Here is a 26630-nt window from a genome sequence, read left to right as displayed (position 1 = left end):
AGTAACGTCGTGGTCTGACATGCTTTAAGGAAATACCGCCATGTTGATGCGTTGGTTTGCTGTTCCCGCCCTGTTGCTGGCTGTGACCGGGCAAGTCTGGGCCGCCGATTGCCCGCCGTTGCTGGAGGGGGCTTTGCCCAAGCTGCGGGCCAAGGAAACCATCGATTTGTGCCAGCGCTTTGCCGGCAAGCCTCTGGTGGTGGTGAACACCGCCAGCTTCTGTGGGTTCGCCCCGCAATTCAAGGGCCTCGAGGCGCTCAACCAGCGCTACAAGGACCAAGGCTTGCAAGTGCTGGGCGTACCCTCCAATGACTTCAAGCAGGAATCCAAGGACGGGGCCGAAACCGCCAAGGTCTGCTACGTCAATTACGGTGTGACCTTCACCATGACCGAACCGCAGCCGGTGCGGGGTGCGGATGCGATACCGCTGTTCAAGCACCTGGCTGAACAATCCGGCGCGCCGAAATGGAATTTCTACAAGTACGTGGTGGACCGACAGGGCAAGGTCGTTGGCAGTTTTTCCAGCCGGATCAAGCCTGACGATCCCGACTTCATCAAGGCGGTAGAGGCGGCCATCGCCTCCAAGCCCTGACGCCTGCCACGAAAAAGCCCCGCCTCTTTGCAGAGTGCGGGGCTTTTTTTCGCTTCAGCTGGCGAGGGGTTCAGGTTCGCCGTGAAACATCAGAAGCGGTAGGTTGCACCGACACCGAAGCCGTTGGCGCTGTTTTCGTATTTGGCGTCGTAGGACTGGCCGAGGGCATTGCTGCCGCTGACGTTGACTTTTTCTTCCTTGAGGTAGGAATAAGCCACGTCGATGGTCAGGTCGTCGGTCGGGCTCCAGCCGGCACCCAGGCTGAAGATGGTCCGGTCGCCTGTAGGAATACGCGGCGAGCGGTCAGCGTTGTTGGTCGGGGCCTGGTCGAAGGTCAGGCCGGTACGCAGTACCCACTGCTTGTTCAATTGGTAGGAGGTACCGATGGCGTAGGCCCAGGTGTCGTGCCAGTTCTGTTCTTCAGTAATGGAACTGAAGAAGCCAGGCGCGAAAGCACCGCCCGTTGCAGGCGTCACACCGTCATTGTTCACGGTGATTTCTTTCAGGCGGCTCCAACGCGTCCAGGTGCTGCCCGCGTAGACGGTCCAGGCATCATTGATTTGCTGGGTGACCGAAAAGTCCACCGATTCAGGCGTGGTGATATCCAGCGAAGCATCGTAGCGCGCGCCATTTAGCAGGCTGGGAGGTGTGCCAGCCCCAGGACTGATTTCGGTGTGGCCTTCGAGCTTGTACTTGACCTTGGAGTGATAGGTCAGGCCGACACGGGTGGTGTCGGTCGCCTGGACCAGCAGGCCGATGTTGTAGCCGTAGCCTATGTCGTCGCCCTTGATCTTCACGCTGCCGTCATTCGGCGACAGGGGAGAGGTCAGATCCGATTCCAGGGCGCCGGAAAGACGGTTGATGGTCGGGCCGAAACCGATCGATACCTTGTCGTTGAAGGCATAGCTGACGGTTGGCTGGAAAGTGACGACCTTCACTTCGCTCTTGCTGCCGAAGTTACGGCCCTGGAAGCCATTTTCGTAATCGGTGATCAAGCCAAACGGCGCGTAGACACCCAGGCCGAAAGCCCACTGATCATCGATAGGCTTGACGTAGTAGCCCATCGGAACGCCGGTGAGCGGAACCATGTCGCCCTTGTTGGTGCCGGACTGGGTACCGCTGGCATCGTCGATATCGGTGGAAGCGTCGATGGCGGCGAAGCCACCAGTGACTTGCTGGCGCTTGAGGCGCGACATGCCGGCAGGGTTGCCAAACACGGTGCTGGCGTCATCGGCAGAAGAGGAACGACCTGCGAAACCAGTGCCCATGCCACTGATGCTTTGTTCGTTCAAGGCAAAGCCACTGGCGAAAAGTTGCGTGGATGCCAAGGTAACGGCAAGGCCAAGGGTGGTTTTGAGCATCATTTTTTTCATTGTTAGAACTCCTGGTGATCACCGGGGCGAAAATTACCAACATTTTCCCTCAAGCGCTATAGCCTGTATGGCTTGATTTAGAGCGGTTTTGTAGGACAATCCGACCAGATTCGCGAACATTGTAGGAAGTTTCCAAATTTCCCATTCAGCAAGCGACCTGATTCAGCGGCGAAACACAGCGTTGCCAGGCGCAGGTGAAATCTCGCAGGCGCCCTTGGGGATGAAAGGTCTGGCGCCAGATGCGGGCCATGCCCAGCAGGTCGTCGGCGTCGGGAAGCGGGGTATTCTGTTCCTCCACCAGCAGCCAGGCGATGGCCGTGGCGTAGCGCAAATTGACGGTCAATTCCAGGTGCGGGCCGCTGAGAAAGGCATGCTGGCTGGCCAGGCCGCGCACCAGGCTGGCCCGTTCCGGATCTCGTGCCAGGTAATGGTCCCAAAGTGCCTGGTGGCGGGGCTCGGTAATGCGATACAGGCCATGTCCGCGTCGATCATGCAGGGCTGAACCCAGGGCGGACTGGCTGGCGGCAATGCCCAGCAACAAGGATTCCGCGGTTGCGCTATGACACTCAAGGTAGAGGAGCGTCGGGCGGATCACATATCGACACAGTTCGCTGGCAGCGATACCCATAAAACCCTCGAAGTGTGAAAAGGGCGGAGCCTGAAGAGTGTGGGCTTGGCAGCGGTGGATCGGTCCAGGCCCCGCCGGAAGCGGATCATGCCGCTTGACTTGAAGTGTAGTGTCATATTCCCGCTGTAAAGGACTGTTTTTAAAACATCTTCAGCGAACGGTTATAACTGTTATATCCCTTGGTGCTTACGCCGTTTCGCTTCATCGAGAAATTTCGGGCAACAAAAAGCCCCGCTTTCTGGGCGGGGCCTTTGGGGTTTCAGCCTTTCTGGCGTCTCAGGCAACCAGTGCCTGGCGAGTACGCTCGATCACGGCCTGCAGCGGTTCGGCGCTGGAGTACTGGTCGGGGTACAGGCGTTCGCTGTGACGGGCGATGCCGTGTTCGTTGACCAGCGTGAAGCTGAAGCAGCCTTTGCGAGCGGCCATGATCAGGCAGTTCATTGGTGCAAAAGCGTTGGTGAGGGTGCGGATAGCATCCTGTGCGTGGATTTGAGTAGACATGTTATGGGTGTTCCTGCAAATGACACGGTTAAGAACCGTGCAACGTTAAAACGTTCCAGTAACGTCGACCACCATTGGTCGAACGAAGAACCCGACTGGAACAAAGCAGCCAGTTTGAGCGCTGTATAAGTGCGCGCTTGGGCTGGCAGGTAGGTACTTAGGAGGGCAGGCAACACATCGAGGGCAAAGGTTCTGGGCCCGGGGTGAAGATCCTGATCAATTTTGCAGGTTGGTTCGGTCAGAGTAAGGAGCCTGGCAACACCCTTTGCATTCGATCAAAGGCTGTGTTTGTGCAAGATTTACCTGGAAACCATCGAGGGGGCCGGTCTCCTTTTTTCGGTGAGGCGTCCTTGGGAGGATGGCTGACCGTGGAGATGTGTTCGACCCGGAATTGACTTTCAGCTTGGTACTAACGCTGCGGATACTAACGGATCGAACCCGTGAAGGGAAGGGTGTTGGTTAAAAAATATTCAAGTAGGCACTCAATCGCTGTGGAGGGCATGCCGTAGCACAGGAGCCGATGCTTGCAAGTGCGTCCACGCCACCGCTGCTGCATGCACGGCCAGAGGTTATCCCCAGCTTTTACCGCTCGTTGTGCCAAAAAATCGCAGCGTTATAACCCGTTCAGCTGTTACTTGTGCACACTCGCGGCTGCACTTGTCACCGAACTGTCATGTCGAAACAATCCGGGGTAGGTGCCTGTATCCAAAATTTAAGTCAATGAAAAACATCGCTTTTTTTTACTGGTGAAAAAATCGTCAGTTTGAGCGCAGGCCCCGTTCCACAGGGCTTTGCGCGAGTTCAGGGGGGGTTGTCCACTGAGTTATCCACAGCTTCTGTGGATTGTCCCAAGCGCTTGCTCTAGCACGGGCGTGCCGGTTTTTTTCGGCTTTACCCGTACGAAAAAAGGAGTAGAGTGGCGCGCCTTCCGATCTGTCCCACAGTGTTTTATGAAGTTTCGCTCAGTATCAAATCCTGTTACCTCCACACCCTCTGGTGTTACCCCACCCAAACGTATGTCGATGCGGGTGGCTGAGTGGCTGCTCGACAGCCCGCGGCTGGGAGACAGCCCCAGCGTCAAGCACCTGGCGGGTCGTTTGCTCAAGCAACCGGCCCGTGAAGGCGTGGTGGCCGCGCAGAGTCGCCTCGGGCAGTTGATGTGCCGCGAATGCGGCAACGCCCGGGATCGACGCATCGGCCACGACCTGCTGCGCCAGGCCGCCCGGGCCGGCGATGATCGTGCCCGCCGGGCCCTCGGTGAAATCGAAGACTGAAAACGAAGACCGCGCTGGGCAACCCCAAGCCGCTTGGTTAACCTTCGGGCTTTATTAAATCGGCAGGAATTGTCATGGCTATGGATTTGACCAGCCTGTTGTTTGGCCTGGCAGGCACTGCGGTGCCGTTGCTGGCTCTGGCCTGGCACCTGCAACGCCAAGCCGCTGCCGCGCAGACTGAACTGGCCCTGCTGGAGGAGCGCCTGGCCACGGCCCACATGGCCCACGATGGCCTCAACGCCCAGCTCGACGCCTGCCGTGACGAAATCAGTGATCTGAGCCAGGCCAACGCCGCCAAGCAGGCCGAGCTTGCCGCGGCCTGCCGTGAGGTCGAATTGCTGCAGATCGAGCGTGACAATGCCCGGGATGCGTCCCACGCCTGGAACCTCGAACGTGCCAACAAGGAAGCCGAGCTGCGCCGTCTCGATGCCCAGGCGGCGTCGTTGCAGGCCGAACTGCGTGAGCAGCAGGAAAGCCATCAGCAACGCCTGGAAGACCTGCAAGGCTCGCGAGACGAGCTGCGGGCGCAGTTCGCCGAGCTTGCCGGGAAGATCTTCGACGAACGTGAACAGCGTTTCGCCGAAACCAGCCAGCAACGCCTGGGCCAGTTGCTCGACCCGCTGAAGGAGCGCATCCAGTCCTTCGAAAAACGCGTTGAAGAAAGTTATCAGGCCGAGGCCCGGGAACGTTTCTCCCTGGGCAAGGAACTGGAGCGTTTGCAACAACTGAACCTGCGCCTGAGCGACGAAGCCACCAACCTCACCCGGGCGCTCAAGGGTCAGAAGACCCAGGGTAACTGGGGCGAACTGATCCTGGAGCGGGTGCTTGAACATGCCGGCCTGGAGAAGGGCCGCGAGTATCAGACCCAGGTCAGCCTCAAGGGCCCGGACGGCGAGCGTTTCCAGCCGGACGTGTTGATTTATCTGCCGGGCGACAAACAAGTGGTGGTCGATTCCAAGGTCAGCCTCACGGCCTATCAGCAGTACGTGGCCGCTGAAGATGACGCCGTCGGCCAACTCGCCCTCAAGCAACATGTGGTGTCGTTGCGTGCCCACGTCAAAGGCTTGGCCGGCAAGGACTACAAGCGCCTGGACGGTTTGCACAGCCTGGATTTCGTGTTGCTGTTCGTACCAATCGAAGCGGCGTTTTCCGCCGCCCTGCAAGCCGAGCCGAACCTGTTCCAGGAAGCCTTCGACCGCAACATCGTGATCGTCAGCCCGACCACGCTGCTGGCGACGCTACGGGTGATAGACAGTTTGTGGAAACAGGAACGCCAGAGCCAGAACGCCCGGGAAATCGCCGAGCGGGCCGGGTGGCTGTATGACAAGTTCGTCCTGTTCATCCAGGACCTGGACGAGATCGGCAGTCGCTTGCAGCAGTTGGACAAAGCCTACAGTGCCGCGCGCAACAAACTGACAGAAGGGCGCGGCAACCTGATCAGCCGTAGCGAACAGCTCAAGCTGCTCGGCGCCCGGGCGAGCAAGAGCTTGCCTGCCGATTTGCTCGAGCGGGCGATGACCGATGCGGATGGGCTGCCTGAGTTGCCGGAAGAAACCGCAAAAACCCAGGATTGATGAAACCCTTGGGCTTGATGCAAAACCTGTGGCGAGGGGATTTATCCCCGCTCGGCTGCGCAGCAGTCGTAACCGGCTTGCATGGTTCATCAGTTGCCCGCGGTGCCCGGGACTGGGGTTGCTACGCAACCCAGCGGGGATAAATCCCCTCGCCACATGCTCAGTGCCCGGCTGGAGAACGCCTGCGCCTACAACGGCAAATGCCGACTCAACAACGCCCGCAACGCCGCCGGCTTCACCGGCTTGGCCAGGTAATCCAGGCCCGCCGCATGCACCAGGGCCACCGTCTCGGGGCGGCCATCGGCGCTGATCACCACCCCTGGCACCGGTTCCCCCATGCGCGTGCGCAACCAGGCCATCAGTTCGGTGCCGGTCTCGCCGTCGTCCAGATGAAAATCCACCAGCGCCAGTTGCGGTCGACCGCCCTGGGCCAGCCAACGCTCGCATTCCTCGCGGTTGCGCGCGGTCCACACCTGGCAACCCCAGCGCGTCAGCAGGCTGTTCATGCCGATCAGGATGCTGTCTTCGTTATCGACGCACAGCACTTGCGCGCCGCTTGGCAGATGACCGTTGGGTTCGGCCACGGGCCCCGGCATGACGGCCTGTGTCGGTGCCACGGGCACGCTGACGCTGAACACGCTGCCGCGCCCCGGCCAGGAGCGTACGCGCAAGGTATGGCCCAGCACGCGGCATAGGCCGTCGGCGATGGCCAGGCCCAGGCCCAAGCCTTTTTCGGCGCGGGTCTGGTGGCTGTCCAGGCGCTTGAACTCTTCGAAAATGACTTGCAGCTTGTCCTCGGCGATGCCCGGTCCGCGGTCCCAGACTTCCAGGCACAACTCGCCGTTGCGCCGGCGTACGCCCAGCAGCACCGGGCCCTTGGCGTAGCGGAAAGCGTTGGTCAGGAAGTTCTGCAAAATGCGCCGCAGCAGCTTGATGTCGCTGTCCACTCGCAACTTCGAGCCGCGAACCCGGAACTTCAAGCCTTGTTCCTGGGCCAGGGCCGTGAACTCCGCGCCGAGGGTATCGAGCAGCTCGTTGAGGGCGAAGGGCTTGCGGTCGGGGTTGATCTTGCCGTTTTCCAGGCGGGAAATATCCAGCAAGTCGGTGATCAGGTCTTCAGCCGAGCGCAGTGAACTGTCCAGGTGTTGCACCAGCTGCCGGGCTTCGCTCGGCAAACCGTCGTGCTGGTGGGACAGTGCGGCGGAGAACAGGCGCGCGGCATTGAGCGGTTGCATCAGGTCGTGGCTGACCGCCGCCAGGAACCGGGTCTTGGATTGATAGGCCGCTTCGGCGGTGCTCTTGGCTTCGGTCAGGGCCAGATTCAGTTGGGACAATTCCCGGGTGCGGTCGGCTACCCGTTGCTCCAGTCCTTCGTTGGCTTCGGTCAGCGCCTGTGCGGCCTCACGGAAGGCGGTGATATCGGTGAAGCTCATGACGAAACCACCACCGGGCATCGGGTTGCCGATCAGCTCGATGACCCGGCCGTTGGGGAACAGCCGTTCAGAGGTATGGGCTCGGCCCTGGCGCATCCAGTGCAGGCGCCTGGCGACATGGACTTCCGCCTCGCCCGGCCCGCAGAGGCCACGTTCGGCGTTGTAGCGGATGATGTCGGCAATGGGCCGGCCGACACTGATCAAGCCGTCCGGGTACTTGAACAGCTCCAGGTAGCGGCGGTTCCACGCCACCAGCCGGAGGGACTGGTCGACCACGCTGATGCCCTGGCTGATGTTCTCGATGGCGCCTTGCAACAGGGCGCGGTTGAACTGCAGCACTTCCGACGCTTCGTCCGCGATCCGGACCACGTCTTCGAGCTGCATCTCCCGGCCTTCGATGGCGGCTTTCACGACCGCACGTGTCGAAGAGGCGCCGAGTACACCGGCCAGCAGGCGTTCGGTGTGGGCGATCCATTCGCCGTCGGCATTCTGGTTCGGGTTGAAGCCTTTGCCCTGGCGGTAGGCGAAGCGAATGAAACTTTGCCGCGCCCGCTCTTCGCCGACGAAACGTGCGGCCAGTTGCAAGAGGTCTTCGATGTGCACCGCAAGCATCGAGCGGGGGTTGGGGCGGGCACTGATTTCCTGGCCGATGAAGCGCCCGGCCTGCCAGTGTTCCGAGACGCGTGTGCGCGACAGCACCGACACCCAGGCGAACAGTGTGAAGTTGCCGGCCAGGGACAGGACCACCCCTTGGGTCAGCGGCGTAATCGGCAGGTTCAAGGGATTGCCGTGCAGCCAGGCCAGCCCCGGAAAGCTGCTGAGCGACCAGCCCAGGCTGTGGGCGGCAATCGGCAACACCAGGGTGTAGAACCACAGGAAGATCCCCGTGGCGAGGCCGGCGAACACGCCGCGGCGGTTGGCCTGTTTCCAGTACAGGGCGCCGAGCATGGCCGGGGCCAGTTGGGTCACGGCGGCGAAGGCGATCTGGCCGATGGTCGCCAGGCTCGCCGTCGAGCCCAGCAACCGATAGCTGACATAGGCCAGCAACAGGATGACCACGATGCTGACCCGGCGCACCGACAGCATCCACTGGCGGAACACCTCGAAGGGGCGTTCGGCGTTGTTGCGGCGCAACAGCCAGGGCAACAACATGTCGTTGGAGACCATGGTCGACAGCGCCACGCTGGCCACGATCACCATGCCGGTGGCCGCCGAGGCGCCGCCGATGAACGCCAGTACCGCCAGGGCCGGATGGGCCTGGGCCAGCGGCAGGCTAATGACGAACGAGTCCGGCAGCACGGAACTGGGCAGCATCATTTGCCCGGCGAGGGCGATGGGCACCACGAACAGCGCGGCCAGGGCCAGGTAGGCGGGAAATACCCATTTGGCCAGGCGCAGGTCCTGGGGCTCGATGTTTTCCACCACGGTCACGTGGAACTGCCGCGGCAAGCAGATGATCGCCATCATCGCCACCCCGGTCTGCACCACCATGGACGGCCAATTGATGGTTTCTTTCCAGTATTGCTCCAGGCGTGGGGCGAGCATCGCCTGGTTGAACAGGTCGTCGAAACCGTCGTACAGGCCGTACGTCACGAACGCGCCGACCGCCAGGAAGGCGAACAGCTTGACCAGGGATTCGAAGGCAATCGCCAGCACCATGCCACGGTGGTGTTCGGTGGCGTCCAGGTTGCGGGTACCGAACACGATAGTGAACAGCGCCAGGATCAGCGAGACGATCAGCGCGGTGTCCTGGGCGCGGGTGCCCATGGCGTCGGCACCAGCGCCGATCAGCAGGTTCACCCCGAGCACGATGCCCTTGAGCTGCAAGGCAATGTACGGCAGCACGCCCACCAGGCAGATCAGTGCGACCACCACCGCCAGGGATTGGGACTTGCCGTAGCGGGCGGCGATGAAGTCGGCGATGGAGGTGATGTTCTCCTGTTTGCTGATCATCACCATTTTCTGCAGGACCCACGGCGCCAGCACCAGCAGCAGGATCGGCCCGAGGTAGATCGGCAGGAATGACCAGAGCTGCTCGGCGGCCTGGCCCACGGCGCCGAAGAACGTCCAACTGGTGCAATACACCGCCAGCGACAGGCTATAGACCCAGGCCCGCACCCGTGGCGGCAGCGGCGTGCTGCGCCGGTCGCCGTAGAAGGCGATGGCGAACATGATGGCCATATAGGCCAGGGCGACAACGGCGATCAGCCCGCTGGACAACGACATGGAAACTCCCGGACAAAGACACCGGGACTTGAGCCCGGCAGGACAGTCTCGCATGCCCGCTCGGGTTCGTCAGTGTCGACCAAGGTCGAGGCGTGGTGGGGTGTCGCAGGTGGGGGAAATGCTCAGATTACTTGGTGTTCTTTCGGGCCTCTTCGCGAGCAAGCCCGCTCCCACATTGGATCTCCAGTGGGAACAAGATTTGTGTTCACCACAGATCCAATGTGGGAGCGGGCTTGCTCGCGAATGCGGTGTTACTGACCCAACGCAATATCCACCAACCGATACAACTCCCCCACTTCCAACGGCGCGCTGGCAAAGAGAATGCGGAACACCGTCGGCGCCACCACCACATTGATCAGCCGCTCGACGCCCGGGTTGGGTTCATCGGGATAGCGGTCCAGGATGATCTGCAACTGACGGCTGATGATCCCTACGCAATACCCTGGGGTGGCGCAGGCCTGGATGTCGCGCATCATGTTACGACCGGGCTCGGAACTCATTTCGTCCAGGTACTGCTCGGCCCAGGCGCGCAGGTCGCCGCGCAAGCTGCCGGTGTCGGCCGGTTCGCCGTCGGGGCGCATGCGGGCGATGGCGACGTCGGCCAGCAGCGCCGGCAGATCGCCCCAGCGCCGGTAGATAGTGGACGGCGTGACCCCGGCGCGCGCAGCGATTTGCGGCACGGTCAGTGTCGCGCGGTCCTGCTCTTGCAGCAGGGCGCGGACCGCCGAATGAATCGATTCCTGGACCCGGGCGCTTCGGCCGCCGGGGCGTAAACCTTCTTTAATAGCCATGCGTCAGACCTTAACACAAAGAATTTGCTTTAAGCGCACACCGGTAGCACACTCCGCAAAAGCAAAAAATTAGCTTTTGCGAATGTTCTTGTGGAGCGTGCCCATGTCCCGTCCAGCTTCGACCCGCGCCAGCCTGATCTTCCTGGCGCTTACCTTGCTCGGTTTTCTCGCTGCGTCCAGCGCGCCGACGCCGTTGTATCACCTCTATCAGGAACAATTACAGTTTTCCCCGGCCGTTCTGACGCTGATTTTCGGCGTGTACGCCTTCAGTCTGCTGGCGGCCTTGCTGACCGTGGGGTCGCTGTCGGATTACCTGGGCCGCAAGCCGGTGATTTTCGTGGCGCTGTTGCTCAACATATTGGCGATGCTGCTGTTTATCAGCGCCGATAGCGTCGCCTGGTTGATCGGTGCCCGGTTGATCCAGGGGTTCGCTACCGGCATGGCCACCAGTGTATTGGGTGCTGCTTTGCTGGACTTCGACCGTCGCCAAGGCCCGTTGATCACCAGCGTTGCGCCGCTGTTGGGCATGGCCTGCGGGGCGTTGGGCTGTGGCCTGCTGGCCGAGTTCGCGCCGTTGCCGTTGCAACTGACCTACTGGCTGCTGCTGGGGTTGTTCCTGGCCCAGGCCGTTTACCTCTGGCGCCTGAAAGAAAGCGTCAGCCCGCAAGCGGGTGTCTGGCAATCCTTGCGTCCGACCTTGCACGTGCCACTCCAGGCGCGGCGAGCCTTGTGGCGGGTCCTGCCACTGGATCTGGCGGCCTGGGCCGTGGGTGGTTTCTACCTGTCACTGGCACCGTCGCTGGTGCGGGCGGCCACCGGATCGACCTCCAATCTGATCGGTGGCGCGCTGGTGGCGGTGTTGACCCTCAGTGGCGCATCAGCCATCTACCTGTTGCGCAACCAGGAGGCCGACACAATATTGCGCCCGTCCGCGAGCCTGTTGGTGATCGGCCTGGCATTGGTGCTGGTGGCGGTGCATGGCGCCAGCTTGCCGTTGTTCTTCGTCGGCACGCTGGTCACCGGTGGCGGTTTCGGTGCCGGGTTCCTGGGGGCGCTGCGCAGCCTCATGCCGCTGGCGTTGCCCCACGAACGGGCCGGCTTGATGTCGGCGTTCTATGTCCTCAGTTACCTGGCCTTCAGCCTGCCGTCGCTGCTGGCGGGGAACCTGACGCGGGTGTTCGGCTTGATCCCGACCACCGATGGGTATGGCGCCGTGTTGATTGTGTTGTGTGTCGCAGCACTGTTGGGGTTACGGCAGTCGATAAAACCGCTCAGCGATGGCGTTCGGCCTTGAAACCAGGCATGCAGGTGCCGTGGGCAGTGGGTTAGTCTTGGCACCTCAGTTTTCTTCCGGACGGATCTCTTGAAAATCATCCGCAGCAAATCCTTCACCGGTGACCGTGCCTGGGCGGCGCTGGATATCGCCAACATGAACGGCATCACCACGCGCCTGCACTGGACCGATCAGCCGTACAAATGGCACATCAACGACGGCCAGGAAGTCTTCGTGGTGCTCGATGGGCAAGTGCAGATGTGCTATCGGGAAGAGGGCGTCGAAAAAGCGACCTTGCTGGACGCCGGAGACATTTTCTACGCCTCGGTGGGCACCGAGCATGTGGCCAAGCCCTTGGGCGAAGCGAGGATTCTGGTGATCGAGACTGAGGGCAGTGTCTAACTGTTATCTGTAAAGTAGATAACAGATAGAGAAATTACCCGTTATATAGATATTCGATCCGGCTCTAGCATGGCTCCACCTCATCCGAGGACAGGAGTTCATCATGACATGTGCTGCAAAAAGCCGCTTTCGGCCCTTGAGCCATTTGCCCAGGCCGATGGAGGCCATTCGTCAATTCACGCCAAACTGGTTTGCCGTGATCATGGGTACCGGTGTGCTGGCGCTGGCCTTGGCGCAATGGCCGGCAGCTATGCCAGGCCTGCACGCTCTGGGCGAAGGGCTGTGGGTGTTCAACACGCTGTTGTTCGTGGTGTTCGCCTTGATGTATACGGCCCGTTGGGTGTTGTTCTTCGACGAAGCACGACGGATTTTCGGCCATTCAACGGTCTCGATGTTTTTCGGCACCATTCCCATGGGGCTGGCGACCCTCATCAACGGCCTTTTGCTGTTTGGTCTGCCGCGCTGGGGCGAGGGCGTGGTAACGGTGGCCGAGGTGTTATGGTGGATCGACGTGGCCATGTCCCTGGCCTGTGGCGTGCTGATTCCCTTCCTGATGTTCACCCGCCAGGAGCACCGGATCGACCAGATGACCGCGGTATGGTTGCTGCCGGTGGTGGCCGCCGAAGTGGCCGCCGCCAGCGGTGGGCTGTTGGCGCCGCATCTGGCGGACGTTCATTCGCAACTGATCATGCTGGTCACCAGCTACGTGCTCTGGGCATTTTCCCTACCCGTCGCGTTCAGCATCCTGACAATCCTGCTGTTGCGCATGGCCCTGCACAAACTGCCTCACGAAAGCATGGCGGCCTCGAGCTGGCTAGCCCTCGGCCCGATTGGCACCGGTGCCCTGGGCATGTTGTTGCTGGGCAATGATGCTCCCCTGATTTTTGCCGCCAATGGCCTGCCTGGCGTGGGCGACATCGCCGCCGGATTGGGGCTGGTGGCCGGTATCACGTTATGGGGTTTTGGGTTCTGGTGGATGTTGATGGCGTTGCTGATCACCGCCCGCTATCTACGCGGCGGCATCCCCTTCAACCTTGGCTGGTGGGGCTTTACCTTCCCATTGGGCGTGTTTGCGCTGACCACGCTGAAACTGGCGGACCTGCTGAAACTGGAATTCTTCAGCGTCTTCGGCAGTGTGCTGGTGGCGATGCTGGTGGTGATGTGGCTGATCGTGGCGCGGCGAACGCTGGCAGGGGCCTGGCACGGTGAGTTGTTTGTGTCGCCCTGCATTGCAGGGCTGGCGAAATAATCGTTAAAGACAGGTAATGTGTGGCCTGGATCGAAAAACGTTCATTCCAATAAGCGTCCACGCCACTCAGGAACATGGAAGATGAGTCACCCTTCGCAGTTCACCTTGCTTCGCACGCGGCGTTTCCTGCCGTTCTTCATCACGCAGTCCCTTGGCGCGTTCAACGACAACATTTTCAAGCAGTCGCTGATTCTCGCCATTCTCTACAAACTGACCATCGACGGTGACCGCTCGATCTGGGTCAACCTCTGCGCGCTGCTGTTTATCCTGCCGTTCTTTCTGTTCTCGGCGCTGGCGGGGCAGTTTGGGGAAAAGTTCGCCAAGGACGCGCTGATTCGTCTGATCAAGCTCGGCGAAATCGTCATCATGGCGGTCGGCGCCGTGGGCTTCATGTTCGATCATTTGTGGTTGATGCTGCTGGCGCTGTTCGCCATGGGCACGCATTCGGCGCTGTTCGGTCCGGTGAAGTATTCGATCCTGCCCCAGGCCTTGCATGAGGAAGAGTTGGTCGGTGGCAACGGCCTGGTGGAGATGGGGACTTTCCTGGCGATCCTGGCCGGTACTATCGGCGCGGGCATCATGATGTCCTCGGCGCATTACGCCCCCGTCGTCTCGACCGCGATCATCGGCGTGGCCGTGCTCGGTTACCTCGCCAGCCGCGGCATTCCACGCGCGGCGGCGGCCTCGCCGCAAATGCGCCTGAACTGGAACATCTTCAGCCAATCCTGGGCCACCCTGAAGCTGGGCTTGGGGCAAACCCCGGCGGTGTCCCGTTCGATTGTCGGCAACTCCTGGTTCTGGTTCGTCGGGGCGATTTACCTGACGCAGATCCCGGCCTATGCCAAGGAGTGGATGCACGGCGACGAAACCGTGGTGACCTTGATCCTGACCGTATTCTCGGTGGGGATCGCGGTGGGTTCGATGCTCTGCGAAAAACTGTCCGGACGCAAAGTCGAGATCGGCCTGGTGCCGTTCGGCTCGTTCGGGCTCACCGTGTTCGGTCTGCTGCTGTGGTGGCATTCCGGTGGAATTCCCGACAGTGTCGAGGGGCACGGTTGGCTTGAAGTGCTCGGTTTCGGCCACGCCTGGCTGGTGTTGATCGACATCCTTGGCCTGGGTGTATTCGGTGGCTTCTACATCGTGCCGCTGTACGCGCTGATCCAGTCGCGCACGGTGGAGAACGAACGGGCACGGGTGATCGCCGCCAACAACATTCTCAACGCGTTGTTCATGGTGGTTTCGGCCATTGTCTCCATCGTCTTGCTGAGCTTGGCCAAGCTGTCGATCCCGCAGTTGTTCCTGGTGGTGTCGCTGCTCAACATCGGCGTCAACGCCTATATCTTCAAGATCGTCCCCGAGTTCAGCATGCGTTTCATGATCTGGCTGCTGAGCCATTCCATGTACCGCGTGGAGCATCGCAACCTGGAGGCGATACCGGATGAAGGGGCTGCGCTGTTGGTCTGCAACCACGTGTCTTTCGTCGATGCCTTGCTGATTGGCGGCGCGGTGCGTCGGCCGATTCGCTTCGTGATGTACTACAAGATCTACAACCTGCCGGTGCTGAATTTCATCTTCCGCACTGCTGGGACCATCCCGATTGCCGGGCGCCAGGAAGACATTCAGATCTACGAAAAAGCCTTCAAGCGAATTGCCCAATACCTGAAGGACGGCGAGCTGGTGTGCATTTTTCCTGAAGGAAAATTGACCGCTGACGGTGAGATCAATGAGTTCAAGAGCGGATTGACGCGCATCCTCCAGGAAACCCCGGTGCCGGTGATTCCCCTGGCGCTCCAGGGTTTGTGGGGCAGTTTCTTCAGCCGCGACCCGGCCAAGGGGCTGTTTCGCCGGTTCTGGTCACGGGTGACGCTGGTGGCGGGTTCGGCGGTGGAGGTCGAGGCGGCAACGCCTTCGAGTTTGCAGGCGTTGGTGGGGGAGTTGCGCGGCACTGTCCGTTAGGACGAAAAACTATGGGAGCGAGCTTGCTCGCGATTGCAATCTGTCTGCTGGCATTGAGGTCACAGGCAGACCGCTATCGCGAGCAAGCTCGCTCCCACAGGTCAATCAGGCGCTGACCTTGAGCCCGATCAACCCCGCAACGATCAACGCCACGCTGGCCAGGCGAACCAGCGCCATCGACTCACCAAACAAAATGATCCCGGCGATCACCGTGCCCACGGCACCGACCCCGGTCCAGATCGCATAGGCGGTACCCAGCGGCAGTTCCTTCATGGCAAGGCCGAGCAGGCCGAGGCTGATCGCCATGGCGGCGATGGTCAGTGCAGTGGGGAGAGGGCGGCTGAAGCCGTCGGTGTACTTCAGGCCGACAGCCCAGCCGACTTCGAACAGGCCGGCAAAAAACAGAATGATCCAGGACATCAAACACCTCATCGATGGATGGGGTCGTCCCCGGATTTAAGACTCGATCGAGCGGCGGGGTCGTCCCCGCCTGGATGGATAGAGTGCCAATGATTGACCACTCGATCAAGTTTGCCTTAGTCAGCGGTTTGCCGGGCGGCCAGAGTTTCGCGGTCTTGCTTTTCGCTCATGCGCCGGAAGTACGTCGAGAGCAAAGCCCCGGAAATGTTGTGCCAGACACTGAACAGCGCGCTGGGGACCGCCGCCAGCGGCGAGAAATGCGCGCTGGCCAGGGCCGCGCCCAAGCCGGAGTTCTGCATGCCCACTTCCAGGGACAGAGTTTTGCGCTGGGCCAATGGCAGGCCGAACAAGCGCCCGGTGAAGTACCCCAGCAAGTAACCGAAGCTGTTGTGCAGCATCACAATGGCCATGATCAGCAGGCCGGATTCTGCGATCTTCGCCTGACTGGTCGCCACCACCGCCGCGACGATGATCACGATGCTCACCACGGATATCAGCGGCAGGACTTCTACGGCATGACGAACCCGGACACCCAACAGGCGTTGGGCAACGATGCCCAGTGCGATCGGTAACAGGACGATTTGCAGGATCGACCAGAACAGCGCCGAGAACGACACCGGCAACCAGGCCGAGGCCAGCAGCCAGATCAGCGCCGGGGTCAGCAGCGGGGCGAGCAGGGTCGTGATGGCGGAAATCGCCACGGCCAGGGCCAGGTCACCGCGAGCCAGCCAGGTCATGACATTGGATGATGTGCCGCTCGGGCAGCAACCCACCAGGATGACGCCGACGGCGATCTCCGGCGGCAGGCTGAACACTTGGCAAAGCAGCCACGCCGTGCCGGGCATGATCACGAATTGGGCAATCACCCCCAGGGCCACCCGCCCCGGATGACGGGCAACCTCAGCGAAATCCTCCATCTTGAGGGCCAGGCCCATGCCGAACATCACCAGTCCCAGCAAAGGCACGATGGCGACTTTCAGGCCGACGAACCACTGCGGCTGCAGGAATGCCACCACCGCGAAAATCAGTACCCAGTAAGCGAAGGTATTGCCGACAAAGCGGCTCAATGCAGCCAGTGCGCGCATGACCTGATCCTTATTATTAAGAACATCCAATACTCATGTGGGAGCGAGCTTGCTCGCGATAGCGGAGTGTCAGTCAACATCTCGGTGGCTGTCATGCCGCTATCGCGAGCAAGCTCGCTCCCACAAGGTAGCTATCCGCCGGGTTTAGATCCCCTGCGGAATCTCTTCCCCACCCAACGCTTCAACCAGCGCCGGCAGGAACTCGCCGAACGTCAACATCATCAGCGTGAAGCTGGCGTCCAGTTGGCCGAGGGCTTCGTCGCCACCGTCCTGTTCCGCCTGGTCCTGCAGCAGGTCTTCGAATTTCAGGCGCTTGACCACCATCTTGTCGTCGAGCACGAAGGACAGCTTGTCCTGCCAGGCCAGCGACAATTGTGTCACCACCTTGCCGGTGTTCAGGTGCAGCTGGATTTCGTCGCTGGTCAGGTCCTGGCGCTTGCAGCGCACGATGCCGCCGTCTTCGTGGGTGTCGCGCAGTTCGCATTCGTCCAGCACGAAGAAGTCGTCCGCGGCTTTCTGGGTCTTGACCCAGTCGGTCATGGTGGCGGTCGGGGCCATCTTGACCGTCAGCGGGCGCACCGGCAGCGAGCCGATGACTTCGCGCAGGGTGGACAGCAGGTCTTCGGCACGTTTCGGGCTGGCCGAGTTCACCAGGATCAGGCCCTGTTTCGGCGCGATGGCGGCGAAGGTGGACGAGCGACGGATGAAGGCGCGGGGCAGGAACGCCTGGATGATTTCATCCTTGAGCTGGTCCCGTTCCTTTTTATAGACCTTGCGCATTTGCTCGGCTTCGATCTCTTCGACCTTTTCCTTCAGGGCATCGCGCACGACGCTGCCCGGCAGGATGCGTTCTTCCTTGCGCGCGGCGATCAGCAGGAAGTCCTGGCTGACGTGTACCAATGGTGCGTCTTCGCCTTTGCCAAACGGCGCAACGAAACCGTAAGTGGTCAACTCCTGGCTTGCACATGGACGCGCCAGTTTGCTGGCCAGTGCAGTTTCCAACGCCTCGGCATCAAAAGGCAGATCTTGGGTCAGGCGATAGATAAGCAGGTTTTTGAACCACATGGGGTGAGTCTCTCCTTTATACAAAGGGGGGCATTATTCTCTTCGCGGCGCCATAGGCCAACCCTTCGCTAAGCCTTTGGAAGGCCTGAAAAAATTAATTTAAAAAGTGCTTGCCAGCTTAAAGAGTGCTCCGTAGAATGCGCGCCACACCGAAAGCGAAGGGTGATTAGCTCAGCTGGGAGAGCGTCTGCCTTACAAGCAGAATGTCGGCGGTTCGATCCCGTCATCACCCACCATTCGTTCAACGTGTTACGCGCAGCGGTAGTTCAGTCGGTTAGAATACCGGCCTGTCACGCCGGGGGTCGCGGGTTCGAGTCCCGTCCGCTGCGCCATATTCGGTTACCTGGAACGCTGAACGCCAGGTCACCACGGAAAGCCCGCTAACGCGGGCTTTTTGCTATTTGTAGTTCCTGCGGTGTGCGTTGCTTCTTTTTTTCTGAAATTTGCTAATTAGATCAGCACGTTACGAAAAACTGTGAGAGAATGCGCCCCGCATCGAAAGTGAAGGGTGATTAGCTCAGCTGGGAGAGCGTCTGCCTTACAAGCAGAATGTCGGCGGTTCGATCCCGTCATCACCCACCAAACTTTCAATGTTACGCGCAGCGGTAGTTCAGTCGGTTAGAATACCGGCCTGTCACGCCGGGGGTCGCGGGTTCGAGTCCCGTCCGCTGCGCCATCTTCGGTTTCCTGGCCCGCTGAACGCCAGGTCACCACAAAAAGCCCGCTCAATGAGCGGGCTTTTTGTTGCCTGTCATTTGGCCGTTGCTACTGCTCGGCATTGCGGCTGTGGCGGTAGTCGCTGACCGCCTCGTACACCGCTTTACGCAAACGGTTGATGCCGCCGATAGGGCGATGGGCCTCGATGCCGAACCACGGATTGAACGACTGGTTGTCACAGGCCAGGTTCAACTTGGGCGTGTCGAAATCCTGGGCCGGCACCTTGATGTGCGCCACGGTCTCGAACGGTGCATCACTTTCTTGCCATTCAATACTGGTGTCTTCGATCGGCATGTACTTGCTCGGATCCTGACGCTGGATCTGCAAGACAAAACACGCCGGCACCCGGTCTGTGGATAACTGTTGGTTCAGGGCGCTGCGCAAGAAGTTCGGCAGGTCCTGGTTTTGCGGTGGCAAGTTGTAGCTTGGGCAGCTGTCCGGGTCCGGCGCGACGCGAAACTTGGCATTGGCTTCGCCGAATTTGTAAGGCGATACCGAGAAATAAGTGGTCTGGGTCGGACTGGCCGGAGCCGGCGAGAGGGTCGCCAGGGCGATGAACAGATGACGGATCTGCCAGGTGCGCGGGTCCAGGCTCGGAAAGAACGCCATCGCCTTCTTCCCGTCAGCCTGGGCGGCCACATTCTGACGGTACTCGGCGACATCACTGACAAAGAAGTTCGGATGATTGAACATCACGAAATCCTGCTCGCCCTGTGATTGCCGATCAGCAAGCAGTTGCTTGCCCGGTACGTTCAGCAGCTTGATCGCCATCCCCCGTGCATCGCGCAGGCTGTCGAATTGCGGATAAGCGTTGCCGTTGGACAGACGGATCGTGGCCTGCCAAGTCTTGCCCGGTTCGGCAAACACGCCCTGGCGCAACGGCGCCGACAGGTCGCTCGGCACCTGGACCTCGGCCATGACGCAACCGTGGGCCTTGGCATGGGCGTCGCGCAGGTAACGCGTGCCTTCGCGGTGCTGATCGACGATGCGGATCGCGGTCTGGATGATGTCCTGGGTCATGGCGGCTTCGCCGGGTGCGATCTGTTCCTTGTCCGGGACCGGTCCCTTGTGCTGCCAGGCAAACCAGGCCGTGGACAGGGCCCAGCCGAGCAACCCGATACCCAGCAGCCACAGGAGCGTCTTGCCCAAAAAGGCGCCGAGGCGCAGCCAGAGGGTGATCAACATGCCAACATCCTTTTACCGGTGAGGTTCATCATTACAGTTGCGACTCCAGTGGCCCGCCCAGCACTTTCAAATACTCCAGCAAGGCCCAGCGTTCCTGCGGTTGCAGCAAGCGGCCAATGACGCCGTTACCGCGTTCGCCCGCGCGGAACTCATGGCCGCTGTTGTGATTGCCGGTAATCCGGGTGTCGAAGATAAAGCCGTTGGTGAACGCTTCGGTGCGATAGCCCAAGTGGCGTGGGTCGTATTCGAAGTTGCCCTTATAGAACGTGGTCGCCCGCTCGTCCTGGGGGGACAGCAGTTGATAGATCGTCGGCACCGAGCCGTTGTGCAGGAACGGTGGCGTGGCCCAGACACCCGCCAGCGGCCGGGCCTTGTAGGCGCGCAGTTCACGCACGCCAATGGGCAGGCCGAAACCGTCCAGGGCCGGGCGTTCGACGGGGGTGACACCGGCGTCGCGGTAAGCGCGGTTTTCGACAAAGGCGGTGACGTAGGCCAGGCCTTTGGCGACCGAAAGCTGGCTCAGGTCCAGCGGCTCCGTCGGGGTCGGGTGCAGTTGCACGTCCAGCTTCGCCAGCTCGGCCGGATCCCACTGCAGGCTGGTCAGGTCGAAGCGATGGTCGGCGATGTTATTGGCGGTGCCGGGGTCGGTGCCGATCACCTGCACAGGCAGCATGTGCAATTGCTGCACCGGCCTGTCAGGCCCCTGGACCACTTTGGGCACATGGCAGCCGGCGCAGTTTTCGGTGAACAGGGCCCGGCCCTTGGCGGCCAAGGGTTTATCGATCGCGCCCAGCAACGCTTCCGGCCACACGGGCGGCTTGAGCAGTTGCAGGGTTTCTTCGATCTTGTTCAAGTCGCGCACGCGCACGCTGGAAGGGTATCGCGCATCGCCCTGCAGCGGTTTGCCCTGGGCGTCGAAGAAATTCAGCGTGGCACCGACCCCCAGCGCTTCACCGACGTTGCGGGCCATCGGCTGCTGGGCCGAGCCGTTCCATTGCACCCAGTCGAACGTCCATATTTCCCACAGTTGCGGGTAATCCACTGGAGCGTTGGCCACCCGGTAGTTTTCCGCCGAAATGGCGTCGCCGAAGCTGGCATTGGCGATGCGACCGAAGGCGTCGGTACGCCCGGGGCCTTCTTCGGTGGGGTAGAGGCCGCGATGGGTATCGTTCCAGGCCACTCGCAGGAATGTGTCCAGGGAAGCTTTGAACGTTTTGCGCAGCTCTTCGTGGCGGGCGTCGTAGTCCTTGCCCAGTACTTGGCGGGCGAAGCGTTCGAATTTCCACGGGTTGTAGTAGGTAGACGCCAGACTGGCGACCAATGCCTGTCCGAAACTGCCACCACGCAGTGTAGGAACACTAGAAGGCAGCACGTGCTGGGCCGAGCCACCATCGATCCGTATCGCCTGGCCCTTGAAGTGCAATTCACCGGTATGACACGCCGCGCAGGTGATATCCAGGAACTGGTCGGTGCTGCCCGGGTTCTGGTGCCGGGCGAACCCTACCGGCAAGTTGCCGGGGTTGTCAGGCGAGGCTTTCTGCGCCGGATCGATCAGGAAGCCGAAGCGCGCCAGGTACTCCGGCGAAGCGAAGCGTTGTTGCGAAAAAGGCAATTCGAGGGCGGTGAACCAGTCGTAGCGCAGGCCTTTGACCTGGGTGCCCTGGGGTGTGAAGTAATACGTCTGGCGCTCGGCGGCACTCCATTGATCCAGGTAGTGCACCTGTTCGACGGGGGTATAGAACGGCAAGCGAGGATTGGCGACGTAATAAAGCACCACGGCCACGACGAGGATCAGCAGCGCGAGGAGCAGCAACAGAATGCGAGAGAGAAGGCGCACGGTAACGTCCTTGTTTTTTTTTGATAAGCCCTTATGCCTCAGTGCTGCGCGGCGGGCAAGTGGCCATTACCCTTGGCCTGTGGGGAGCGGCAATGTGTCCCTGTACGCAACGGATGACAGATGCTTCATTTGCCCAAGGTTAAAAAGCGTTTGCGGTCCTGAACTTATCATCACTTTGCGGCTCACATGCCGGTAGCCATTGGTCGTGGCCGCCTGATAAGCTCGCGGCTTTATTCGATTGCCCTTTAGGCGCATGAACAAGGAAATAGCATGAAACAGCATCGGTTGGCGGCGGCGGTGGCCCTGGTTGGCCTGGTACTCGCGGGTTGCGACTCGCAGACCAGCGTAGAGCTGAAAACCCCGGCGCAGAAAGCTTCCTACGGTATTGGCCTGAACATGGGCAAGAGCCTGGCTCAGGAAGGCATGGATGACCTGGACTCCAAAGCGGTCGCCCAGGGCATCGAAGATGCCGTCGGCAAGAAAGAACAGAAGCTGAAAGACGAAGAACTGGTCGAAGCCTTTGCCGCGCTGCAAAAGCGTGCCGAAGAGCGCATGGCCAAGATGAGCGAAGAGTCGGCAGCCGCTGGCAAGAAATTCCTCGAGGAAAACGGCAAGAAAGCCGGTGTGACCACCACCGCTTCCGGCCTGCAGTACGAAGTGGTCAAGAAAGCCGATGGTCCACAGCCTAAGCCGACCGACGTCGTGACCGTTCACTACACCGGCAAACTGACCAATGGCACCGTGTTCGACAGCTCCGTCGAGCGTGGCAGCCCGATTGACCTGCCGGTCAGCGGCGTGATCCCGGGTTGGGTCGAAGGCCTGCAACTGATGCACGTCGGCGAGAAGTACAAGCTGTACATCCCGAGCGACCTGGCCTACGGCGCCCAGAGCCCGAGCCCGGCCATCCCGGCCAACTCGGTCCTGGTGTTCGACCTGGAACTGCTGGCGATCAAGGATCCGGCAAAAGAAGACGCAGCCAAGTAATCGGTCTGCTATAACGACAACGCCTCGCTCATGCGGGGCGTTGTCGCATCTGGGCTACGGCAAATGGCAAAAAAACCGAACGCATGGGGCAAGCTACAGTCATAGGCAATACAGGCGCTGTGCTAGACGCAGTCAGCCGGTCAAGTCAATGAAATATTGGGTTTTTTTATGTGAGTAAAAAACGCCCGATCTAAGCCGGGCCCTTATTAAACGGGGGCTTCAGCGGTGAAATGCAGCTCTGTTCACAAGGTTATCCACAATTTGTGTGGATAACATTTCAGTGGGAGAAAAAATGAAGGCCCCGTGGAATTTTGCGCGATTTCTGCCCTTGGCAGGCCGCTTGCTGGCCCGCGGTCGATTACCGACGTTGCTCTTTGCCGTCGCCAGCAAAGGTGCCCGGGAGGGCGGACGGCTGGGCAAGCTCAAGGAAGACCTGCGCCTGTTGCAGGCCTTGTGCCTGGCTTACTGGCGGGGTGAGTACCGTGCGGTCAGCGCCAAGTCGATGCTGTCGGTGGTGGCGGGGCTCATGTATTTCCTCAGTCCCCTGGACGCGATTCCAGATATCTTGCCGATGTTTGGCATGTTCGACGATATCGCGGTGCTGGCCTGGGTCATGAAAACCCTCGACGTCGAACTCGAGGCATTCCGCGCCTGGCGTTATCGGCAGTCGCCCGAGAAACTGGCTCAAGTCGAAAGGCTTCCCGATACCCCGGAACAACTCCAGCTCCAAGGCCAGAAAAAGCCCTGATCCCCTGAGAATTCATCACCCCGCGACCTTAGCCAGCATTTAGGATTACACTTCCAAGGAAAAAGGCTGACTCGCTAAGTGTTGTTGTCCTACGGGGTAAACATGGATATTCAAGTAATCACACGTGACGGAGAGCCCGAGTACGCGGTTTTGCCGTGGGATCAGTACCAAGCGTTGTTGAAGGCAGCAGGCATCGATCAAGCTCCGCCGCGGGAAGCGACAGTCCGTCACGCGGCGGCACCCGGCCAGGTTCTCCCTGGCTTGGACCAATTACGCAGTTTGCGCGAAGGGAAGGGCATCGCCATCGACGCGTTGGCCCGCACGGTAGGTATCAGCCCGTCTTATCTGGCCTTGATCGAGAGCGGCGAGCGACAGCCCGATGCCGCGATTCGGCGCAGTCTGGCCTGGGAATTGACGGTGCCGGGTTGGAGGGAAGAATCGTGAGCGTACGCATCAGTCGGCAGCATTGGGATGGGTTGTTGGGTGAATTGGACCAGGCGCGTCGCCAACGCCATTTATTGACTTACCGCGCCTTGCTGGAGCGCTTGCAGCTCCCCAGCCCGGCCATGCAGACCTTGACTGCGGCCCTTGAACACCTGGCGGCGCTGGACGCCCGGGCAGAACAGCCGCTGCGCAGTTCTTTGGTGATCAGCCAGGGCGCGAGCCGGTTGCCGCGCACGGGGTTCTTCGAATGCGTTGAGCGCCTGGGCCGCTTTTCCGGGCCTTCCGATGGAGTGGCCGCCGCCTCCTGGCACGCTTCGGAAGTGGTCCGGGTGTTTGAATACGAATACCCCGAGTCGGCGGAGGCCTGAGTGCTCTGGCGACTCAAGGCGCGGATCGGTTATTGGCTGGCGCGCCGGTTGTTTCACTGGTCCTGGTTCGTCCGCCAGGCGCGTGGCTGGGCCTGGCTCGAGGGCCAATTCTCGCGTATGGCGAACCTGGGCGATGTCGGTGCGCAAAGTTTCTATGGGCACATCCTCACGTTTCGCGGCCAAGGGCTGGGCGCCCGTGAAGAAGGGGTTCGCCTGCTGCGGCTGGCGGCACTGGCGGGTGATGGCAAGGCGGCCTACCAAGTCGGCGTGATCAGCCTGGCCGGTACAACCAGCAAGGCGCCGGACCCGGTCGAAGCGGCACGTTGGTGGACCCTGGCGGCGGAAGCCGGGCATCCGTTGGCCGAGATCAAGCTCAAGGCACTCGACGCTCGCGACCGCTAGCGTTATCCACAGGCTATTCGTGACGAAGTCGGGCGGATTTAGCGAATCGCCCTACATCCTTTGTCCCGTTCCCCTGACTTAATTCCCCCGTCATCCCCGGCACAGTCTCGCGCTCCCTGAGTGCTGCGAGACGCTGCCCATGTTCGACCGTTTTTTCCTGCCGGCCCTTGAGCGAGCCCTGTCCTGATGGAGCGGGTGAACCGTATCGAGCAGGAACTCGACAGCTTCCAGGACACCCTGGCGGTCTACCGCGAGCAACTTGAGCGCTGGTACAGCCGCACGGCGGACCGGGCCAGCCGCGCGGCCGATTTGCCCTCGCTGATGGGCATGGAGCGGCTGATCCGCTTCGGCGACAGCACCACCGTCGTCAGCAGCGGTGACGATGATTTCCTCTCCACGGTCGTCCAGTGCCCCCTGGGTGGGATGACGATCGAGAGCAAGTTCGAGTCGGTGTACGACATCCCGCTGGGCGACATCGTAGTGGATGTGGTGGAGGTGGACAGCGGCAAGGTCACGCCGGTGACCCTGGACGCCCAGGGGCTCGGGACTTTCGAGGGGGAGGCGGGCAAGTCCTATCGGGTCCATGTCCAGGGCGAGGTGTCTCCCGGGCAGATCGAGAAGCTGTTTTCTTCCTACGATGGCTTGACTGGGGATCTGACGGACTGGCTACGGGGTGAGTGGCAAGGCTTCAAGCCGCGATGGGCCCAGCAGTCCTTGGCGACCTCGGCGGCTGCGGTGGGAAACGGGTTGCTCGCCGGCAGTTGGGCGGCGATCGAGGGGGTGTGGGACAGCATCAGCCTGCTGTCGGACATCCTCAAGGATCCTGGCCGGTTTGTTCAGCGATTGGGTGACAGCGCTGATCAATTGAAGACACTGGCACGAGACACGCCGCTGCTAATGGCCAAGCTGCAACTGCTGGCCAGCGACGAAGCGGCGCTGTACCTGTTGGTGCGCACCGCCAGCCTCTGGCTGGAGATGCTACCGCCCAGCGAAGTCGCCGGCGAAACGGCCGAAGCACTCTCGACCGTGGTGGTGCAGTGCGTGATCGACTTGCTGATCGGCGTGGTCTTGACCTTTGCCGGGGCGGGGGCCGGGATCGCCTACCTGTCGATGCGGTTGGCCAGGCACGGCGCAACCCTGCTGAATGCCATGCAGCGTTTCGTCAAGGCGATCTTCGCGGTGGTCAACGGCTTTATGACCTACGTGGATCGCTACAAAACCGTGGCGGTGCGCGGCGTCGCAGCGGGAATAAAAAAAGGCCGGCTGCAACTGCGCTGGGATGCGCAACGCAACACCACGCTGAAAAAACACGAACCCCACGACGACGCCCCGGCCCAATCGAAAAACCCCAACGGCGACAGCGCCGACACCGCGGCCCAGACCCAGACCAGCGGCTGCCCGGTGTCGATGGTCACCGGCGAAGAACTGCTGACCCTGGACGACGGCACCCTCGACGGGCGCTTGCCGTTCGTCTTCACCCGTTTGTACCGCACCAGCGCCGTCGCCCTGGACGTTGGCCTCGGGCGCGGCTGGAGCCATGCCCTGGCCCATCGCCTGGAGCTCAAAGGCGAGCAGGTCACCTGGGTCGACCAGGAAAACCGCCGCACGATCTTTCCGTTGCCCACCACCCAGCGTCCGGCGATCCACAACAGCCTGGCCCGGGCGGCCATCTACCTGGGGGCTGCGCCGGACGAACTGATCATCGTCCAGCCTGGGGAAAACGCCCCGTTCCTGCACTTTCGCGACGGCCACCTGATCGCCCTCAGCGACCGCTACGACAACCGCCTGACCGTCCAGCGCAACATCCACGGCGACATCAGCCGCCTGGACAACGGCGCCGGGCGTTCCCTGCGCCTGCGTTATGAACAGCGCCACCTGGTCGCCGTCGACTACCAGAGCTTCCACCCGGCCCTCACCCTCGACGAGGCCTGGCGGACCGAACAGACGCTGGTGTCCTACCGCTACGACGGACGTTTCCGACTGATCGAAGCGACCAATGCCGCCGGTGAAAGCGAACGCTACGACTACGACGACCAGCACGTCATCCTCCAGCGGCAACTGGCCGGCGGGGCGAGCTTTTACTGGGAGTGGCAAGGCGTCGGG

At 61.1% G+C, this 26630-nt stretch carries 23 protein-coding genes and 4 tRNA genes; 17 read left to right on the top strand and 10 right to left on the bottom strand.

Annotated features, from left to right (window positions below):
* The first annotated feature begins 40 nt into the window (after nt 1–40).
* Nucleotides 41–592 (top strand): glutathione peroxidase, encoded by a 552-nt coding sequence (locus tag BLP82_RS27160; RefSeq protein WP_092175683.1) that lies wholly within the window; start codon nt 41–43, stop codon nt 590–592.
* A gap of 89 nt (nt 593–681) precedes the next feature.
* Here the strand turns inward: BLP82_RS27160 and BLP82_RS27155 are convergent, their stop codons facing one another.
* The 3 genes from BLP82_RS27155 to BLP82_RS27145 all read right to left on the bottom strand — a co-directional run bounded on the left by BLP82_RS27155 (nt 682) and on the right by BLP82_RS27145 (nt 3094).
* Nucleotides 682–1965 (bottom strand): OmpP1/FadL family transporter, encoded by a 1284-nt coding sequence (locus tag BLP82_RS27155; RefSeq protein ID WP_092175679.1) that lies wholly within the window; start codon nt 1963–1965, stop codon nt 682–684.
* 145 nt (nt 1966–2110) lie between these two features.
* The gene (locus tag BLP82_RS27150) at nt 2111–2593 is read right to left on the bottom strand and encodes a hypothetical protein (protein WP_072406577.1); all 483 of its coding nucleotides are present in this window, start codon (nt 2591–2593) and stop codon (nt 2111–2113) included.
* Between the two features lie 276 nt (nt 2594–2869).
* The gene (locus BLP82_RS27145) at nt 2870–3094 is read right to left on the bottom strand and encodes a hypothetical protein (protein ID WP_003204606.1); all 225 of its coding nucleotides are present in this window, start codon (nt 3092–3094) and stop codon (nt 2870–2872) included.
* Between the two features lie 950 nt (nt 3095–4044).
* Between BLP82_RS27145 and BLP82_RS27135 the strand changes: the two genes are divergently transcribed.
* Nucleotides 4045–4368: an SEL1-like repeat protein gene (locus BLP82_RS27135; protein ID WP_072406575.1), complete on the top strand. Its 324-nt coding sequence runs from the start codon at nt 4045–4047 to the stop codon at nt 4366–4368.
* Between the two features lie 188 nt (nt 4369–4556).
* Nucleotides 4557–5942: a DNA recombination protein RmuC gene (gene rmuC / locus BLP82_RS27130; RefSeq protein ID WP_170842389.1), complete on the top strand. Its 1386-nt coding sequence runs from the start codon at nt 4557–4559 to the stop codon at nt 5940–5942.
* A gap of 188 nt (nt 5943–6130) precedes the next feature.
* Here rmuC and BLP82_RS27125 read toward each other — a convergent pair whose 3' ends face one another.
* Both BLP82_RS27125 and BLP82_RS27115 read right to left on the bottom strand, forming a co-directional pair.
* Nucleotides 6131–9601, bottom strand: a complete 3471-nt coding sequence (locus tag BLP82_RS27125) for a hybrid sensor histidine kinase/response regulator (RefSeq protein ID WP_092175671.1) — start codon at nt 9599–9601, stop codon at nt 6131–6133.
* Between the two features lie 251 nt (nt 9602–9852).
* A complete protein-coding gene (locus BLP82_RS27115) occupies nt 9853–10392 on the bottom strand; it encodes a TetR/AcrR family transcriptional regulator (protein WP_092175663.1) in 540 nt (179 codons plus the stop codon).
* A 103-nt stretch (nt 10393–10495) separates the two neighbouring features.
* Here BLP82_RS27115 and BLP82_RS27110 point away from each other — a divergent pair, with 103 nt between their 5' ends.
* The 4 genes from BLP82_RS27110 to BLP82_RS27095 all read left to right on the top strand — a co-directional run bounded on the left by BLP82_RS27110 (nt 10496) and on the right by BLP82_RS27095 (nt 15272).
* Nucleotides 10496–11686, top strand: a complete 1191-nt coding sequence (locus BLP82_RS27110; RefSeq protein ID WP_092175659.1) for an MFS transporter — start codon at nt 10496–10498, stop codon at nt 11684–11686.
* Nucleotides 11687–11755: 69 nt separating this feature from the next.
* Complete coding sequence (locus BLP82_RS27105) at nt 11756–12067, top strand: cupin domain-containing protein (RefSeq protein ID WP_053124235.1); 312 nt, start codon at nt 11756–11758, stop codon at nt 12065–12067.
* A 103-nt stretch (nt 12068–12170) separates the two neighbouring features.
* Nucleotides 12171–13316, top strand: coding sequence for a TDT family transporter (locus BLP82_RS27100; RefSeq protein WP_092175654.1), 1146 nt, complete (start codon nt 12171–12173; stop codon nt 13314–13316).
* Between the two features lie 81 nt (nt 13317–13397).
* Nucleotides 13398–15272, top strand: a complete 1875-nt coding sequence (locus BLP82_RS27095; protein ID WP_092175650.1) for an MFS transporter — start codon at nt 13398–13400, stop codon at nt 15270–15272.
* 105 nt (nt 15273–15377) lie between these two features.
* Here BLP82_RS27095 and sugE read toward each other — a convergent pair whose 3' ends face one another.
* The 3 genes from sugE to rdgC all read right to left on the bottom strand — a co-directional run bounded on the left by sugE (nt 15378) and on the right by rdgC (nt 17842).
* Nucleotides 15378–15692 carry a quaternary ammonium compound efflux SMR transporter SugE gene (sugE, locus tag BLP82_RS27090; protein WP_003204587.1) on the bottom strand — a complete coding sequence of 105 codons (315 nt, stop codon included), beginning with the start codon at nt 15690–15692 and terminating at the stop codon, nt 15378–15380.
* 116 nt (nt 15693–15808) lie between these two features.
* Nucleotides 15809–16777: a bile acid:sodium symporter family protein gene (locus BLP82_RS27085; protein WP_092175646.1), complete on the bottom strand. Its 969-nt coding sequence runs from the start codon at nt 16775–16777 to the stop codon at nt 15809–15811.
* A 144-nt stretch (nt 16778–16921) separates the two neighbouring features.
* Complete coding sequence (rdgC, locus tag BLP82_RS27080) at nt 16922–17842, bottom strand: recombination-associated protein RdgC (protein WP_014339706.1); 921 nt, start codon at nt 17840–17842, stop codon at nt 16922–16924.
* A gap of 160 nt (nt 17843–18002) precedes the next feature.
* Here rdgC and BLP82_RS27075 point away from each other — a divergent pair.
* From BLP82_RS27075 to BLP82_RS27060, 4 genes are all read left to right on the top strand, one after another.
* Nucleotides 18003–18078, top strand: a tRNA-Val gene (locus tag BLP82_RS27075).
* 19 nt (nt 18079–18097) lie between these two features.
* Nucleotides 18098–18174, top strand: a tRNA-Asp gene (locus BLP82_RS27070).
* A 174-nt stretch (nt 18175–18348) separates the two neighbouring features.
* A tRNA-Val gene (locus BLP82_RS27065) sits at nt 18349–18424 on the top strand.
* Between the two features lie 17 nt (nt 18425–18441).
* Nucleotides 18442–18518: transfer RNA gene (locus BLP82_RS27060), tRNA-Asp, on the top strand.
* Nucleotides 18519–18607: 89 nt separating this feature from the next.
* Here the strand turns inward: BLP82_RS27060 and BLP82_RS27055 are convergent.
* Nucleotides 18608–19744, bottom strand: coding sequence for a catalase family protein (locus tag BLP82_RS27055; RefSeq protein WP_092175642.1), 1137 nt, complete (start codon nt 19742–19744; stop codon nt 18608–18610).
* A gap of 31 nt (nt 19745–19775) precedes the next feature.
* Complete coding sequence (locus BLP82_RS27050) at nt 19776–21581, bottom strand: di-heme-cytochrome C peroxidase (protein ID WP_092175639.1); 1806 nt, start codon at nt 21579–21581, stop codon at nt 19776–19778.
* Nucleotides 21582–21851: 270 nt separating this feature from the next.
* Here BLP82_RS27050 and BLP82_RS27045 point away from each other — a divergent pair, with 270 nt between their 5' ends.
* The 6 genes from BLP82_RS27045 to BLP82_RS27020 all read left to right on the top strand — a co-directional run.
* Nucleotides 21852–22565 carry a BamJ family beta-barrel-assembly machinery protein gene (locus BLP82_RS27045; RefSeq protein WP_003204577.1) on the top strand — a complete coding sequence of 238 codons (714 nt, stop codon included), beginning with the start codon at nt 21852–21854 and terminating at the stop codon, nt 22563–22565.
* A gap of 292 nt (nt 22566–22857) precedes the next feature.
* On the top strand, nt 22858–23313 hold the full coding sequence (locus BLP82_RS27040; RefSeq protein ID WP_072406553.1) for a YkvA family protein: 456 nt from the start codon (nt 22858–22860) through the stop codon (nt 23311–23313).
* A 102-nt stretch (nt 23314–23415) separates the two neighbouring features.
* Nucleotides 23416–23757: a helix-turn-helix domain-containing protein gene (locus BLP82_RS27035; protein ID WP_092175728.1), complete on the top strand. Its 342-nt coding sequence runs from the start codon at nt 23416–23418 to the stop codon at nt 23755–23757.
* Nucleotides 23754–24125 carry a hypothetical protein gene (locus BLP82_RS27030; RefSeq protein WP_003179080.1) on the top strand — a complete coding sequence of 124 codons (372 nt, stop codon included), beginning with the start codon at nt 23754–23756 and terminating at the stop codon, nt 24123–24125. Before BLP82_RS27035 ends, BLP82_RS27030 begins: the two co-directional genes overlap by 4 nt.
* Entirely contained in the window at nt 24126–24527 is a 402-nt protein-coding gene (locus BLP82_RS27025) for an SEL1-like repeat protein (protein ID WP_092175636.1), read from the top strand. It begins immediately after the preceding gene.
* A 186-nt stretch (nt 24528–24713) separates the two neighbouring features.
* Nucleotides 24714–26630: YD repeat-containing protein (locus BLP82_RS27020; protein WP_256576681.1), on the top strand; the 1917-nt coding region annotated here is incomplete at its 3' end.

It is taken from the genome of Pseudomonas sp. NFACC37-1 (assembly GCF_900101575.1).
Taxonomy (GTDB): domain Bacteria; phylum Pseudomonadota; class Gammaproteobacteria; order Pseudomonadales; family Pseudomonadaceae; genus Aquipseudomonas; species Aquipseudomonas fluorescens_AA.
The sequence above is the reverse complement of the archived record's forward strand: the minus strand, read 5'-3'. Positions and strand labels throughout refer to the sequence as shown.